The sequence below is a fragment of the Flavobacterium pectinovorum genome (genome assembly GCF_006438875.1).
GTDB lineage: Bacteria > Bacteroidota > Bacteroidia > Flavobacteriales > Flavobacteriaceae > Flavobacterium > Flavobacterium pectinovorum_A.
Genome location: NZ_RCZH01000015.1, coordinates 60234 through 76715, shown reverse-complemented (window position 1 = coordinate 76715; position 16482 = coordinate 60234). Strand labels below are relative to the sequence as shown.

Genomic DNA, 16482 nt, shown 5'->3' with positions numbered 1-16482 from the left:
ATTATGAATTACCTGTTGGGCGGAATGCATAAAAATAAATGAAACACATAGAAACATAGATTTTATGTTTGTGAAAAAAGTAAATTAAAAAGAAACTTGTTTCTCACACATAGTCCCGAAGCATCGAGATGTGTTAATGTAAGTGAAACGCCTTTTTTGAGTTCATCCCGACGCTTCGGGACTATGTTTCTATGTGTTAAAATAATTACAACCAACGGGTTATGAGTTGTAAATAGTAACTCTAAAAGTCTAATAATCTAAAGATCTAAAAGTCTAAAAATCTAAATATATGTTTTCATTACAAAACAAAAAAGCAGTAGTTACAGGTGGTGGCAGTGGAATTGGAAAAGCTATTTCGGTTTTATTTGCAAAACAGGGAGCTGAAGTACATATTATTGAATTAACAGAAGAAAGTGCCAAATCTGCGGTTGATGAAATAAAGGCAAATGGCGGAAAAGTATTTTCTCACGCTTGTAATGTCGCCAATCAGGAAGAAGTATTGCTAACATTTGAAAAGATAGGTAACATTCATATTTTAATCAATAACGCCGGAATAGCGCATGTTGGTAAAGTAGATACTACGCCGGCATCTGATTTTGATCGCGTGATGGATGTCAATGTAAAAGGAGTTTACAACTGTTTATTTGCTGCAATTCCGCAATTTCGACTTTCCAATGGCGGTGTCATTATCAACATGGCTTCAATTGCGGCGTGGGTCGGAATTCCGGATCGATTTGCGTATTCAACTGCAAAAGGAGCAGTTATGGCAATGACTTTATCTGTTGCAAAAGATTATATAAAAGAAAATATTCGTTGTAACTCTATTTCACCTGCAAGAGTTCATACGCCTTTTGTTGATGGTTTTATTTCGAAAAATTATGCCGGAAAAGAAGCAGAAATGTTCGAGAAATTATCGCAGTCACAACCTATTGGACGAATGGGAAAACCAGATGAAATTGCAGCTTTGGCCTTATATTTATGCAGTGAAGAAGCTGGTTTTATAACCGGTTCCGATTATCCAATTGATGGAGGATTTATTAAATTAAATAATTAATTTACAAATGAAGGTTGCCTTATTCATACCATGTTATATCGATCAGTTTTATCCCAATGTAGGCATTGCTACGCTGCAATTATTAGAAAAGCTGGGTTGTGATGTAAGTTTTCCGTTGCAGCAAACCTGTTGCGGTCAACCTATGGCTAATAGCGGTTTTGCTAGTATGAGTAAAGGTTGTGATCTGAATTTTATGAAAAATTTTTCAGGGTTTAATTATATAGTTGCCCCTTCCGGAAGTTGTGTTTTGCATGTAAAAGAACATTTGCACAGTGACAAACATCCAGATGAAGCATTCTTGCTGCGGAATACTATTTATGAACTTACGGAGTTTTTGACCGATGTTTTAAAGGTAGAAAATATTAATGCCTCTTTTCCTTATAAAGTAGGATGGCATAACAGCTGTCACGGACAAAGAGGATTAAATCTTTCTTCAATGACCGAAAAGATGCTGCCTGAATTTTCTAAACCTGAGCAATTGTTAAAGATGGTAAAAGGTATTGAATTGAGAAAACCAAAAAGAAATGATGAATGTTGTGGTTTTGGTGGAACATTTTGTGTTTCTGAGGAAGCTGTAAGTGTTAAAATGGGAAAAGACAGAATAAAAGAACATGAAGATAACGACGTCGATTATATTACCGGAGGAGATACCAGTTGTCTAATGCATCTGGAAGGTATATTAAGAAGGAAGGGAAGTAAAGTAAAAACCATTCATATTGCTGAGATATTGAATAGTGTATTATAAAAAAATAGTCTTTAATTAAAGATTAAAAATTTAAAACTATGGCGGTAAAACACGCTGATTTAGCGGAAAAGTTTATAGCTGACGAGCCCAGAACCAATTGGCACGATGAAACCTTATGGTTTGTTCGTGAAAAACGGGATAAGGCAGCTCATGGTTTACCGGAATGGGAGCAATTAAGAGAATGGGGTTCACAGATTAAAAACAACACGCTTTCGAACCTATCCAATTATTTAAAAGAATTTGAAGAAAAAGCCACAGCAAATGGTATAAAAGTACATTGGGCTTCGGATGCTCAAGAACACAATGAGATCGTTCATAAAATTATTCAGAAACACGGTATTCAGAAAATTGTGAAGAGCAAAAGTATGCTAACCGAAGAATGTCAGTTGAATGAATTTTTGCAGCATAGAGGCATAGAAGTAGTTGATACTGATCTTGGTGAGCGTATTGTTCAATTTCGAAAAGAACCTCCAAGTCATATTGTTCTGCCTGCAATTCATTTAAAAAAGGAAGATGTAAGTGCTACTTTTCATGAGCATTTGCAAACTGAAAAAGGAAATAATGATCCACAGTATTTAACTGAAGCAGCCAGACAACATTTGCGCAATAAGTTTGTAGAATCACAATTAGCAATTACCGGAGTCAATTTTGCCATTGCCGAGACAGGAGGTTTTGTTGTGTGTACCAATGAAGGCAATGCTGATATGGGAGCTCACACAGCACCTGTACACATTGCTTGCATGGGGTTTGAAAAATTGATTCCAAAAGCAGCGCATCTGTCTGTTTTTTTGAGATTATTAGCCAGAAGTGCCACAGGTCAGCCTATTACGACCTACTCGAGTCATTTTAATAAACCAAGATCCAATCAGGAGATGCATCTGGTAATTGTAGATAATGGACGTAGTAAACAATTAGGAAGAGAAGATTTTAGAAATTCATTAAAATGTATTCGTTGTGCTGCTTGTTTTAACACTTGCCCAGTATATCGTAGAAGTGGTGGACACAGTTATCATACTGCTGTAGCAGGCCCAATAGGATCTATATTAAATCCAAATTTGGATATGAAAGCTAATGCAGATTTACCTTTTGCATCCACTTTATGTGGTAGTTGTACTAATGTGTGTCCTGTGAAAATCAATATTCATGAACAATTATGGAAATGGAGACAAGTAATCGTTGCTGAGGGATATGTGGCTACAAGTAAAAAAATAAGCATGTTGGGAATGAGTTTTGTATTCTCTAGTCCCAAAATTTATCGTTTGATGGGGAAAACAGCAAGAGGCATTATGCACGTATTTCCTTTTATAATCAATAATAAATTAAATACATGGTATAAACAAAGAGAAATGCCAGAAGCTCCAAAAGATTCATTTCGTGATTGGTATTTAAAAAACAGAAAAAACTAAAAATAAACATTTGACAGCAATAGTGTATGAGTGCAAGAGAAAATATATTAAAAGCCATAGCGATGAATCAGCCAGAATTGGCTGAACTTCCTGTCATTGATATTGCCTCGACGATTCGTTATGAAGATTCATATACCCAGTTTAAAACGGTATTGGAAAGTATTGGCGGAAAAGTGGAATTAATTTCAGATTTAACGGTACTGAAAGAGCAGTTAATTTCGGATAGATTAAACGGAAAATTTGTAGTAAATACTATAGAAACACTTGGAGATGTTGATGAAAAAGCAGCTTTTTTGTCGGCATTTGAGTTAGAAAAAGTTGAAAAAGGGTATGTTAAAGGTACAGTTGGAGTGGCAGAAAATGGTGCTGTATGGATTTATGAAAGCCAGATGATAAACAGGCTCGTTCCTTTTATATGTCAGCATTTGATTTTGGTAATTGAGAAAAAAAATATTGTAGACAATTTACATCAGGCATACGAAAAAATTGATGTTTCAAAAGAAGGTTTTGGTGTATTTATAGCGGGGCCATCAAAAACTGCCGATATAGAACAGTCTTTGGTAATAGGAGCGCACGGTGCAAGAAGTGCAACTATTTATGTCATTGCATAATAAGCGAGTATAGTATTGTGTTTGACGAAACACCATAATTTTAGAATAAATTAGACGAAGTATAATATAATAAAAGTGATAAAATGAAACTAATACGATTTGGAGAAGTTGGTAAAGAAAAACCAGGTATCTTAATAGGAGAAAAAAGATTTGATGTATCTTCAATAGTAACGGATTACAATGAGGCCTTTTTTGAAGAAAATGGATTAGAAAAATTAAAAAAAGCATTAGAAAGTAATCCTGTATTGCCCGAAGTTGACGCTTCAATTCGTTTGGGTTCTCCAATAACGAGGCCTTCAAAAATAATATGTATTGGATTAAATTATGTAGATCATTGTTTAGAAACCAATGCGCCAATTCCTACAGAGCCCATTATCTTTTTTAAATCAACTACTTCTTTATGTGGGCCAAATGATAATTTGATAATTCCAAAAAACAGTGAAAAAACCGATTGGGAAGTAGAATTGGCATTTGTTATTGGTAAAAAAGCAAGTTATGTAGAAGAGTCTGAAGCATTGGATTATGTTGCAGGATACGCTTTGCTTAACGATTATAGCGAAAGAGCCTTTCAACTAGAACGTGGCGGTCAATGGGCAAAAGGAAAAGGAAGCGACACATTTGCACCACTCGGACCCTTTTTGGCTACTAAAGATGAAGTGAAAGATGTTGATAATTTATCAATGTGGCTTACTGTAAATGGTAAAAAATATCAGAACAGTAATACGCTAAATTTAGTTTTCAAAATTCCATTTTTAGTACATTACTTAAGCCAGTTCATGACGTTGCTTCCTGGTGATGTTATCAGTACAGGAACGCCTCCAGGTGTTGGTTTGGGAATTAAACCTGAGCCAATTTATCTTAAAGCCGGTGATGTTGTAGCGCTTGGAATTGAAGGTTTAGGAAGCAGTAGTCAAGTTGCGGTAGCCTATACTAAGTAAAATTGAAATTTGATAGAGGTGTAGAGGAATATCATTCCACAACAACCTCTATAAGCAAGTAAAAACACCAAACTTGTTTGTAAACTAATAACAAACAAGTTTGGTTATTATCAATAAAGATAATCTTACCACAGCTTTTTTAATAAGTATTTATGGTTTTGCATTACTTAAAAAGACAAAAAAACTGCATTAAATTAATAAGCGCCATAGAAAACAAAATGTCGATGCATTAATAATAAGTAATTTGCAATTATACAATGCAATATTTGCACATAATCAGAGATTTATCGTAATACAGTAAGTAAAACCAGTTGGGTGCAATTAAGTTAAAAATACAAACGATATAAATTAGAACGCAGATAAAACAGATTTGCTTTGCAAAAATGCAGATTTTCGCAGATTTTTATATAGAATTTAAAAAAGATCCGTGTAAATCTGTGTCTTCGTGATAACGAATTCGTCAAATCCGCGTCGAAACATATGTTTTTTTAATTACACCCAACGGGTTAAGTAAAATAAAAAACAACCTTCGGATTTTTATTTTATAATGTCTTAAATCGGGAAAAAATAGACTTAAACCAGACCAGTTGTTAAAGAGGTGTTGATGACATTCCAAACATGATAAAATAGGAAAAAAAAGTTTGGCAATCAATGGCATATTTTTATCAGACCAAACCTCTTCTAAAATTGTTGTTGGTCGAAATTTTATAGTTCAGATTATAATTTAGATTAATATTGTGTTAGTACTATTTTAATAATAAGTTATTAATCACAGCGCAATGAAAAAAGCTTTTCTATTATTCTGTTTTTTATGTATGATAGCACCTGTTAGAGGTCAGGAAAAAGTAAAATCTCCTGAGCCATTTGGTCCTTTGCCAACACAAAAACAAATTGACTGGCAGGAAATGGAGTTTTATGCTTTTGTACACTTTTCATTAAATACATTTACCAATAAAGAATGGGGGTATGGCGATGAATCTCCGGAATTATTTAATCCTTCAAATCTTGATGTGCGCCAATGGGCAAGAGTGGTTAAGGAATCCGGTATGAAAGGAATTATTTTGGTAGCCAAACATCATGACGGATTTTGTTTATGGCCATCTGCCTATACAGAACGTTCGGTAAAAAATTCTCCTTGGAAAAATGGTAAAGGAGATCTTGTAAAAGAACTGGCTGCCGCTTGCAAAGAATACGGTTTAAAACTAGGATTATACCTTTCGCCCTGGGACAGAAGCCGCGCAGATTATGGCAAACCTGAATATGTTGCTTATTTTAGAAATCAGCTCAAAGAATTACTGACGAATTATGGAGATGTTTTCGAAATGTGGTTTGATGGTGCAAATGGTGGAGACGGCTATTATGGTGGTGCAAATGAAACCCGAAAAATAAATACGCTTGAATATTATAACTGGGACGAAACCTATAAATTAATATATAAAATGGCCCCAAAAACCTTAGTTTGGGGAGTTGGACCGTCAGAAGCAAGATGGATTGGGAATGAAGAGGGACGTGCCGGAAAAACAAATTGGAGTCTTTTGCGCCAGAAAGATGAACTTGCCGGAAAAGTGCATTACACAGAATTTATGTCAGGTCATGAAGATGGCGAAAAGTGGGTTCCGGGAGAAGCGGATGTATCTATTAGACCCGGATGGTTTTATCATGCTGTTGAAGATGATAAAGTACGTTCTCTGGATGAAATGGTCGATATTTATTATGAATCGATTGGACGTAATGCCACTTTGTTATTGAATCTTCCGGTGGATAAAAGAGGTTTGGTTCATGAAAATGACGAAGCCAGATTAAAAGAATTAGTTTCGACTATAAAAGCTGATTTTAAGACAGAATTATTAGCCGGAACAAAAATTACGGGAGATAATGTTAGAGGAAACAGCGCTGAATTCGAAACAAAAAATCTAGTCGACAGAAATAAAAACACCTATTGGGCGACAGATGATAATATAAAAACGGCTTCGATAGTTTTTGAATTTAATAAGCCAAAGGCTTTAAACCGCATTGTACTTCAGGAATATATTCCGTTAGGGCAACGTGTTAAAGCTTTTAATGTTGAAGTTAAAGTAAATGGAATTTGGAAAACCGTTGCAAATGAAACCACCATTGGCTATAAAAGAATCCTTAGAATTGACAGCGTTACAGCATCGGCACTAAAAATTAATATTACCGATTCAAAAGCGAGTATCGTTATTTCGAATATTCAGGCGTTTAATGCGCCAACTTTTGTGCGTATGCCAGAAATTCAACGTGATAAAAACGGAAATGTTACCATAAAATCCGAGGAAGGTTATCCTATTTATTATTCGCTTGACGGAAAAAATCCAACTCAAAAAAGTACTTTATATAAAGGAGTATTTCAATACAATAAAGCAGTAGAAATTAAAGCCGTTGCAATCGATGCTTCTGAAAATAGTAGCAGCGCCGTAAAAACAGCAAAATATGGAGCTTCAAAAGAAAACTGGAAAATAGTTTCGGCGTCAAGCGGAGATTTGAAATCAGCAAACCGAATCATAGACGGAAATCCAGATACAGACTGGAGTTTTGGAAACGATTCAAATAGACTTCCGCAAGAAATAATAATCGATTTGGGAAGTATTTTAAACATTAACGGTTTTAGTTATATGCCGCAGCAAGTGGGTAATAATCTCAATTTAATTTCTAATTATGAATTTTACACTAGTCTTGATAATGTAAATTGGATATTGCAGTCGGAAGGCGAATTCTCAAATATAAAAAACAACCCGATCGAACAGGTAAAAACGTTTAAAAAAGAAAAGGCCAGATATATTCGTTTCATCGCAAAACAGGCAGTATCGAAAGGATCTACAGTTTCGATTGCAGAAATAAATGTAATTGAAACGTTATAAAGGACATTTAATTTGTGCTCTTTTTTCTTAAAGTTTCCAATTATGTTTTCTAGCGAAGTTAACAAGTCATTAGTCGAATTTTTGATTATTTGCACAGTGTAATATTTAATTTTATATTAAATAATTACAACAATAGGCAAATGATTAAAGAAAGTATAAATTTCAAAGAAGCTGGAAAGTTCGAAGAAACCCGTTTTGAGAAAATTCATAATGTGATTTTTGATTCATCTCAGGAAGCTTCGGTTTTAGTCGCTCAGGAAATAGCTAATATAATTCAAAGAAAAGAAGAATTAAATGAACCTTGCGTTTTAGGATTAGCAACAGGTTCATCTCCAATAAAAGTATACGAAGAGTTAGTAAGGCTTCATACAGAAGAAGGTTTGAGTTTTGCAAACGTAGTAACTTTCAATTTAGATGAATATTATCCGATGGATAAAAATAATATTCAGAGTTATTGGTACTTTATGCATCAGCATCTTTTTGATCATGTTGATATTTTACCACAAAATGTTAATATTCCTGATGGAAATGTCAATATTGAAGAACTGCAGCAATATTGTATAGATTATGAAATGAAGATTAAAGCTTATGGTGGATTAGATTTTCAGCTTTTAGGTATTGGAAGAACAGGACATATCGGATTTAACGAACCAGGATCTCACGTAAATTCCGGAACAAGAAGTATTACACTAGATCATTTAACACGTCAGGATGCAGCATCGTCATTTTTAGGGATTGATAATGTACCCAGAAAAGCGATTACAATGGGAATTGGCACTGTAAAAAATGCCAAAAGAATTGTACTTCTGGGATGGGGAATAAGCAAAGCTGAAATTATTAAGGATACTATCGAAGGAGAAATTTCATCTCGCGTTCCGGCTACGTATTTACAACAGCACAACAACACAACATTTGTTTTAGATACCGAAGCTTCATCAGAATTAACGAGAGTAAAAACGCCCTGGCTGGTTAAATCTGTAATCTGGACAGAAGAATTAAAATTAAAAGCCGTTGCCTGGTTGAGCGAATTAACCAAAAAACCTTTTCTTAAACTGACAGATAAAGATTATAACGATAACGGAATGTCAAGTTTGTTAACCGAAGAAGGAACTGCATATGACTTAAACATCAAAATGTTTAACAAAATGCAGCAAACTATTACAGGTTGGCCGGGAGGAAAACCAAATGCAGATGATACCTACAGACCAGAACGCGCGACTCCGGAGAAAAAGAGAATAATCATTTTTAGTCCGCATCCGGATGATGATGTTATTTCGATGGGAGGAACATTTGACAGATTAGTTGAGCAAGGGCATGATGTGCATATTGCATACCAAACGTCTGGAAATATTGCCGTTTCGAATGAAGAAGCTCTAAAATTTGCCGAAATTTCGAGGGCATTAAATAAAAATTCAAGTGAGTCAGAAAATATCATCAACTTTTTGAAGAATAAAAAAGCAAATGATATCGATTCATTAGAAGTTAGAAAATTAAAAGGAGTGATTAGAAGAAGCGAATCTGTTGCAGCGACAAGATATTTGGACGTACCGGATTCTAATGTTAACTTTTTAGATTTACCATTTTATGAAACTGGAACAGTTAAGAAAAATAACCTTGGAGAAGCTGATATTCAAATTATGTGTGATATTATCGAAAGGATAAAACCACATCAAATTTATGCAGCAGGAGATTTAGCAGACCCACACGGAACTCACAAAGTTTGTCTGGATAGTTTGTTTGAAGCCTTAAAACGGTTGAAACACAAAAGTTTTATGGATGATTGCTGGGTTTGGTTGTATAGAGGAGCTTGGCATGAATGGGAATCCTATCAAATTGAGATGGCGGTTCCAATGAGCCCTGATCAGGTTCTGAAAAAACGTCATGCCATTTTCTATCACCAATCGCAAAAAGATGGCGTAATGTTTCAGGGAGATGACAGCAGGGAATTCTGGGTGAGAGTCGAAGATAGAAACAGATTAACGGCTGAAAAATATCACGCTTTAGGATTAGCAGATTACTCTGCTATCGAAGCATTTAAGCGATATTTCTTTTAGAAAATAGTTACTTAAAAATATAATAAACTATTTCATGTGGTTTATTTTGGTTAGTTACCAACGTTGAAAATGCAGCCCTGGTTAGGCTGCATTTTTTTTTGTTTTATATTTTAGGTTTAACCGAAAAAAATTTACCGCAAAGATTTCACAATCCCGATAGCTATCGGGCAATGTCGTTAAGTTAAGGGAAATCTATAATGCTACGGTGAAATAATCTCTTACAGAAGAAGCAAAAAAAAAAATTTTCACGCAGATTTAGCAGATTTAGCAGATTTTTTTTAATCTTTTTAATCCTTTATCCCGATAGCTATCGGGAGTGGCTTTAAAATAAAGAAGCTTAACTTAATGAACATTGTATCGGGATGAAAAGTTTTTTTCTCATTTTTGTCACCCTGAGCGAAGTCGAAGGGCGCAAAGTAGCTCAATAATGTAATTTTCATCGCAATCTTGTCATTTCGACGAAGGAGAAATCACACTAGTTTATTGACAAAGATTGGCGACATTCTTGGCGGAGTTTCTGGTGTGATTTCTCATGCCTCGAAATGACAAACTGTGTGTTAAATCAAAAAAACCTTTGACAAAGGTTTTTCTTAGTAAGAAGGTTTTCAGGTTTACTTAGATTAAAAAACTTCTAAATAGAAGAATTCAAAATTCTCTGCTTTACATGATCGATGTAAGATCTGCCAATAACATATCTTAAGCCTTCAATCTCAATGCTGTTTCCTTCAACGGCATCAATTTTGTCAATCGCAATCGTATAAGATCTATGTATTCTTAAAAAATTTCTTTCGGGTAATAAATCGGTAAAATCAGATAAGGTACTGTGTATTATGTATTTACCTGTTAAGGTACTTATTTTTAAATAATCCTTAAGACTTTCAATGACCAAAATTTCATTAAAGAAAATTTTTTTCATTCGCTTTTTATCAATTTTAATGAATATAAAAGGGCTTTCTGTGCTTTTTTCGTGAGGAGAATTATTTTTACTTTCAAGTCTTTTAGTAATCTTATTTAGTGTTTTCATTAACCTGGGAAACTCAATGGGTTTTACTAAATAATCTAAGACATCTAATTCATAAGTTTCTATTGCAAACTGACTGTATGCACTTGTAATAATAAAAATTGGTACATTTTCAAGACTTTTTATAAAATTAATGCCATCAAGAACAGGCATATTAATATCAAGAAAAATGACATCAACAGTATTATTTTTTAAAAAATTTAAACCTTCAATAGGATTACTAAAAGTATTTATTACCTCAAAATTTTCAATTGGCTCTAAATAATTTTTAATAACATTGATTGCTAATGGCTCATCATCTATAATCAGGCAACTTATCTTCATTTATATATTATTATTATATTTGGTACGAATAATTCAGGGGCAAATTAAAATAAGGTAGATTGCTCTAAGTGACTTTAATTACGAGCTTTACGACAAAAATATTCTTTTTATTTTTAAAAGAAAGCTTATAGTCATTTTTATTATAACCTAATTCTAATCTTTTTTTAACGTTCTCGATCCCTATGCCACTTGACTTGTTAAAATTGTCCTGATGGTGCGTAATTTCTGCCATTGGATTTGATATTGTAAAATGAAGATAGTCCTCCTTTATCTTAAAATCAATATTGATTACTACTTTTCCTGTGTTTTTGTTTACACCATGTTTAAAAGCATTCTCGATAAAGGTCAATAATATTATTGGAGCTATTTCCTTATCATGAATATCGCCTGAAATAGACATATTTATCTCTAATCGATCATCATTTCTAATTCTTTCCAAATCAAGATAGTTTTGTATACAAAGTATCTCATTTTCTAAAGTCTGTCTTTTGCTTTTTGTGTCATATAACATGTAGCGCATTAGTTCAGAAAGTTTAAGAACAACTTTTGGCGTTTTGTTTGATTTCTCTACAGATAACGAATAAATATTATTGAGTGTGTTAAAGAAAAAATGCGGAGAAATTTGAGATTTCAGGAAAAGCAATTCAGTTTCTAATTGAGATTTTTCAAGATCTGTAACTCTTTTTTGTTCCTTCAAAAAGTCTAGCGTAATCTTAATTGCTGTTACAAAAGTGATCACATAAAGTTCGCCCATCATCATATCTATCGTATAATTGAGCGTTAATTTATTGATAACTTCAGGTCCTTCCGGCCAAACGTTATGCGTTATTAATAGATAGGTAAGATTGAATTTTATAAACACCATTATAAATATCGAAGATAAAACCGCAAGCACATAGAGAAGATATCTTTTTCGATATACCAAATAAGGCATAAAGATCAAAATATTCAGATAACACAAAGTCATGTGAATTGGAAAGCCTAATAAGTTTGTTTTGAAAGAATATACGTAATCATTGAAATAGCTTCCCCATCGAAATGTGTTAAATAAAAAGTAAGTAAGCCAAAAAAAGATATGGTAATGCAATGGTAGCCGATAAAATTTGCTGGAATTTAAATTCATAATAATGATGTGTTTTATGACTTTTTATGATGTTTATCTTAGTTTATACGTCGTCCGTCTAAATTAGTTTTAATAAAAACCCAGTTTATATAAATTTAAGGTTAAATTAAGATTGTTTTATATGAAGAATTTTCCCCTGATGGTTCTTTTTGTCATTTTGACTGCAAGTTGCAAAATAAATGTAAATAAAAATAACTATCAAAAAACACTTTTTGTTAACCATGTTGATCCTTTTATAGGTACAGGCGGTCACGGACATACATATCCGGGCGCAACAGTTCCGTTTGGGATGCTTCAGGTAAGTCCGGACAATGGTATTTCGAGTTGGGATTGGTGTTCTGGATATCATCATTCAGATTCAATTGTGGCCGGATTCAGTCATTTACATTTAAGCGGAACCGGAATTGGTGACTTAGCAGATATTTTATTTATGCCGACCAACAAAAAACTGGATTTAACAACAAAAACAACTTCACGCGATCAATTAACTTATAAATCAAAATACAGTCATGTTAACGAAAAAGCAACACCGGGCTCTTACCAGGTTTTTCTTGAGGATCCTAAAATCAATGTAGAATTAACTTCTTCACAACGCACAGCCTTCCATAAATATACCTTTACCAAAAACGACAAACAATCTGTCGTGATTGATCTTGGTTTTGCTATAAATTGGGATAAAGCAGTAAAAACCGGACTTACAATAGAAGATCAATACACGATAAGTGGTTATCGTTTTAGTACCGGATGGGCAAAAAATCAGAAAGTATTTTTTGTGGCTAAGTTTTCAAAGCCCATTTCAGAATCTGTTTTATTACCGAATAAACAAGTAATTACCGGAAATAAAGCCGAAGGAGAAAACACAGTTGCACAATTATTTTTTGAAGCTAATAATACAAATGAATTGTTTATAAAAGTGGCACTTTCATCTGTAAGTGTGGCTAATGCCAAAGACAATTTAGACGATGAAAAATCAACTTTCGACAGCACAAAATCTGCAGCTTCTACGATATGGAATACTGCTTTAAGTAAAATAGAAGTCGAAACCCCAATAGATTCATTGAAGACCATTTTCTATACCGCGATGTTCCACGCCCTAGTTGCCCCTGTAGCCTATAGTGATAAAAACGGTCAGTTTAGAAAAGAGGATGATCAAATTGCTACTACAATAGATTATACCGCTTACTCGACCTTATCACTATGGGATACTTTTAGAGCCGAAAATCCATTATTGACTTTGTTGGCTCCGGATAAAACATCAGACATTGTAAACTCAATGTTATCGTATTACGACACAAAAAGAATACTACCGGTCTGGACTTTATACGCCAATGAAACCAATACCATGACAGGATATCATTCGATTCCTGTAATCGTCGATGCGTACTTAAAAGGAATAAAAGGTTTTGATGCCGAAAAAGCGTATCAAGCCATGAAAACGACTATGATGCAGGATGAACGCGGATTGAATTTCTACAAAAAATTCGGTTACATTCCGTATAATTTATTAGACGAATCGGTTACCATAACTTTAGAATACGCTTATGACGATTGGTGTGTGGCGCAAATGGCAAAAGCGTTGGGTAAAAACGACGATTATCAATTTTTCTTAAAAAGATCTCAGGCTTATCAATATTTATTTGATCCGAAAACAGGATTTATGAGAGGAAAATCTGAAGACGGAAAATCATGGAATGAACCTTTCGACCCAAAACATTCCAACCATAGAGAACACACAGATTATACCGAAGGAAATGCCTGGCAGCACAGCTGGTTTGTACCTCAAAATGTTGATAATTTAATTACACTTCACGGAAGTAACGAAAACTTTACCAAACGATTAGAGCAATTATTTACCGAAAGTTCTGAGATTACCGGAAATAATGTTTCGGCAGATATTTCTGGATTAATTGGGCAATATGCACACGGAAACGAACCAAGTCATCATATTGCATACATGTTCAATCATGCCAATCAGCCTTGGAGAACACAATATTGGGTACGTCATATCTTAGATACACAATACAATACAACACCAAACGGCTTAAGCGGAAACGAAGATTGCGGACAAATGTCGGCTTGGTATATCTTTAGTTCAATGGGATTCTATCCAATGAATCCGGCTTCTGGAGAATACGAAATTGGAAGTCCGATTTTCAAAAAAGCAAAAATCAATCTCGAGGGAGGAAAATCTTTTGTAATCGAAGCAGAAAATGTTTCAGACAAAAACTTTTATATCCAGTCGGCAACATTAAACGGAGCCGAATTCAATCAAACAACAATTACACATCAACAGATTTTAAAAGGAGGAACTCTTCATTTTATAATGGGACCACAACCAAATAAAAACTGGGGAATAAAAAAATAAACAAAACGTAACTAACCAACAAACAAATAATTGAATGGATGTAATTGACGTATCGATAATCGTAGCTTATATTCTGCTCTCTGTGAGTATAGGAATTTGGATTTCAAGAAAAGCAAAAAAAGGATTAGATGATTATTTTCTTGGCGGGAAAACAATCAAATGGTATTTTTTAGGTCTAAGCAACGGATCAGGAATGTTTGATGTTTCAGGAACTTCCTGGATGATTGGAGTACTTTTTTTATACGGCGTAAAAAGTTTTATGTTTATGTGGCTTTGGCCAATATGGAATCAGATTTTTGTTATGATGTTTCTCGCCGTCTGGATCAGGAGATCAAAAGTAATGACAGGATCTGAATGGATTTTAACCCGTTTTGGAAGCGACAGAGCCGGAAAAGCATCCCATATTATTGTGGCCATTTTTGCCATTATTTCGACCATTGGTTTTATTGCTTACTTTTTTGAAGGAATCGGAAAATTTGTGACCATTATTCTTCCGTGGGATTTAACGCTTCATTACGGCGATTTAATTCTATTGACTTCAGAGCGTTCTTATGCCTTGATAATCATTTTTCTAACTACAATTTACACCGTAAAAGGCGGAATGTTTTCGGTTGTAGCCACAGAAGTTGTACAATATTTAATCATGATTGTGGCCGGAGTTTTAATTGCCGGTTATGCTTTTATTAATTATACAGATATTCAGATTAATTCGGTTATTACCGAAGAGTGGAAAAATGTTTTCTTTGGATGGCAATTTGAAACTCAGTGGAGTGATAAGTTTCAAACGTTCAATCATTTGATCGATTCTGAAGGGTATAAAATGTTTGGCGCTTTTATCGGAATGACCTTGTTCAAAGGATTTTTTGCCAGTATTGCAGGTCCAACGCCAAGTTACGATTTACAAAGAGTGCTGTCTACCAAATCGGTAAAAGAAGCAGCATACATGAGTGGTTTCACCAACTTGATTTTATTTATTCCGAGATATTTATTAATTACCGGAATCGTGGTAATTGCCCTTGTAAATATGGCGCCGGAATTAAATGCAAACGTACATTTAACCGGAGCCGATCTGGAATTATTAATGCCAAAAGTGGTCAATTTATACATTCCCGTTGGAATCAAAGGAATTTTATTAGCCGGATTATTAGCCGCATTCATGTCCGGATTTTCCGCTTTTGTAAATGCAGGACCGGCATATATTGTAAATGATATTTATAAAAAATACTTTAAACCTGTTGCAACAAACGAACATTACATCAAAGTAAGTCAGATTTCGTCTTTCCTGGTGGTTGGTTTAGGAGTTTTCATGGGATTTTTTGCAGACTCAATCAATTCATTAACGCTCTGGATTACAAGTGCTTTGTACGGAGGTTACGTTGCAGCCAATTTCTTAAAATGGATTTGGTGGCGCTTTAATGGCTGGGGTTATTTCTGGGGAATGTTCGCCGGATTGGTTGTTGCTTCTTTACAATTTGCTTTAGGCCAGGCCAAAGGAAGTTTATCCGAAGGTTCATTTTTATACAATTTAGCACAAGTACAGGCAATTTATCTGTTTCCAATAATATTTGGCTTTTCTATTTTAGGTTGTATTCTGGGAACGTTTTTAAGTAAACCAACAGACATCGAAGTTTTAAAATCATTCTATTCAAACGTAAGACCTTGGGGATTTTGGAGTCCGGTTTATAAATTATTAAAAGCAGAGGATTTAACTTTCGAAAAAAATAATGATTTCTGGAAAGATATGCTGAATTGTGCCATCGGAATTGTGTGGCAGTCGAGTATGATTTTGCTTCCGATATTTTTTATTATCAGAGATTATCCAAAAGCAATTACAGCATTAATTGTGTTTTTAGTGACAACAACAATATTAAAGTTCACGTGGTTGGATAAGGTTAGAAAAATAGAAGATTAGTCAATTAGAAAATTAGTCAATTAGAAAATTTTACACGCATAGTTTGTCAT

General features: G+C 34.2%; 11 protein-coding genes. 9 read left to right on the top strand and 2 right to left on the bottom strand.

The genetic code is table 11. From position 1 onward, the window contains the following. Positions 1-289: 289 nt before the first annotated feature. The 7 genes from EAH81_RS20070 (at position 290) to nagB (ending at position 9687) form a co-directional block, all read left to right on the top strand. Positions 290-1054 (top strand): SDR family NAD(P)-dependent oxidoreductase, encoded by a 765-nt coding sequence (locus EAH81_RS20070; RefSeq protein WP_089350448.1) that lies wholly within the window; start codon positions 290-292, stop codon positions 1052-1054. A gap of 7 nt (positions 1055-1061) precedes the next feature. Then, positions 1062-1799, top strand: a complete 738-nt coding sequence (locus tag EAH81_RS20065) for a (Fe-S)-binding protein (RefSeq protein WP_140510542.1) — start codon at positions 1062-1064, stop codon at positions 1797-1799. A gap of 38 nt (positions 1800-1837) precedes the next feature. Next, positions 1838-3205 (top strand): lactate utilization protein B, encoded by a 1368-nt coding sequence (locus EAH81_RS20060; RefSeq protein WP_140510539.1) that lies wholly within the window; start codon positions 1838-1840, stop codon positions 3203-3205. A gap of 62 nt (positions 3206-3267) precedes the next feature. Next, entirely contained in the window at positions 3268-3816 is a 549-nt protein-coding gene (locus EAH81_RS20055; RefSeq protein ID WP_206669094.1) for a lactate utilization protein C, read from the top strand. A gap of 83 nt (positions 3817-3899) precedes the next feature. After that, positions 3900-4754 (top strand): fumarylacetoacetate hydrolase family protein, encoded by an 855-nt coding sequence (locus EAH81_RS20050; protein ID WP_140510534.1) that lies wholly within the window; start codon positions 3900-3902, stop codon positions 4752-4754. Between the two features lie 779 nt (positions 4755-5533). Then, positions 5534-7633: an alpha-L-fucosidase gene (locus EAH81_RS20045; RefSeq protein WP_140510532.1), complete on the top strand. Its 2100-nt coding sequence runs from the start codon at positions 5534-5536 to the stop codon at positions 7631-7633. A gap of 140 nt (positions 7634-7773) precedes the next feature. Continuing rightward, complete coding sequence (nagB, locus tag EAH81_RS20040; RefSeq protein WP_140510529.1) at positions 7774-9687, top strand: glucosamine-6-phosphate deaminase; 1914 nt, start codon at positions 7774-7776, stop codon at positions 9685-9687. Between the two features lie 631 nt (positions 9688-10318). On the opposite strand, the gene EAH81_RS20035 is transcribed toward nagB, so the two are convergent. Both EAH81_RS20035 and EAH81_RS20030 read right to left on the bottom strand, forming a co-directional pair. Next, on the bottom strand, positions 10319-11032 hold the full coding sequence (locus EAH81_RS20035; protein WP_140510527.1) for a LytR/AlgR family response regulator transcription factor: 714 nt from the start codon (positions 11030-11032) through the stop codon (positions 10319-10321). 64 nt (positions 11033-11096) lie between these two features. Then, entirely contained in the window at positions 11097-12155 is a 1059-nt protein-coding gene (locus tag EAH81_RS20030; protein ID WP_140510525.1) for a sensor histidine kinase, read from the bottom strand. 121 nt (positions 12156-12276) lie between these two features. Between EAH81_RS20030 and EAH81_RS20025 the strand changes: the two genes are divergently transcribed. Together EAH81_RS20025 and EAH81_RS20020 are read left to right on the top strand one after the other, a co-directional pair. After that, positions 12277-14520 (top strand): GH92 family glycosyl hydrolase, encoded by a 2244-nt coding sequence (locus EAH81_RS20025; RefSeq protein WP_140510523.1) that lies wholly within the window; start codon positions 12277-12279, stop codon positions 14518-14520. A gap of 34 nt (positions 14521-14554) precedes the next feature. Next, positions 14555-16432: a sodium:solute symporter family protein gene (locus EAH81_RS20020; protein WP_140510521.1), complete on the top strand. Its 1878-nt coding sequence runs from the start codon at positions 14555-14557 to the stop codon at positions 16430-16432. The last annotated feature ends 50 nt before the right edge of the window (positions 16433-16482 follow it).

Excerpts from the sequence above, each read along its gene's own strand:
- EAH81_RS20070 (WP_089350448.1), top strand. The coding sequence starts at position 290 with ATGTTTTCATTACAAAACAAAAAAGCAGTAGTTACAGGTGGTGGCAGT.
- EAH81_RS20065 (WP_140510542.1), top strand. The coding sequence starts at position 1,062 with ATGAAGGTTGCCTTATTCATACCATGTTATATCGATCAGTTTTATCCC.
- EAH81_RS20060 (WP_140510539.1), top strand. The coding sequence starts at position 1,838 with ATGGCGGTAAAACACGCTGATTTAGCGGAAAAGTTTATAGCTGACGAG.
- EAH81_RS20055 (WP_206669094.1), top strand. The coding sequence starts at position 3,268 with ATGAATCAGCCAGAATTGGCTGAACTTCCTGTCATTGATATTGCCTCG.
- EAH81_RS20050 (WP_140510534.1), top strand. The coding sequence starts at position 3,900 with ATGAAACTAATACGATTTGGAGAAGTTGGTAAAGAAAAACCAGGTATC.
- EAH81_RS20045 (WP_140510532.1), top strand. The coding sequence starts at position 5,534 with ATGAAAAAAGCTTTTCTATTATTCTGTTTTTTATGTATGATAGCACCT.
- nagB (WP_140510529.1), top strand. The coding sequence starts at position 7,774 with ATGATTAAAGAAAGTATAAATTTCAAAGAAGCTGGAAAGTTCGAAGAA.
- EAH81_RS20035 (WP_140510527.1), bottom strand. The coding sequence starts at position 11,032 with ATGAAGATAAGTTGCCTGATTATAGATGATGAGCCATTAGCAATCAAT.
- EAH81_RS20030 (WP_140510525.1), bottom strand. The coding sequence starts at position 12,155 with ATGAATTTAAATTCCAGCAAATTTTATCGGCTACCATTGCATTACCAT.
- EAH81_RS20025 (WP_140510523.1), top strand. The coding sequence starts at position 12,277 with ATGAAGAATTTTCCCCTGATGGTTCTTTTTGTCATTTTGACTGCAAGT.
- EAH81_RS20020 (WP_140510521.1), top strand. The coding sequence starts at position 14,555 with ATGGATGTAATTGACGTATCGATAATCGTAGCTTATATTCTGCTCTCT.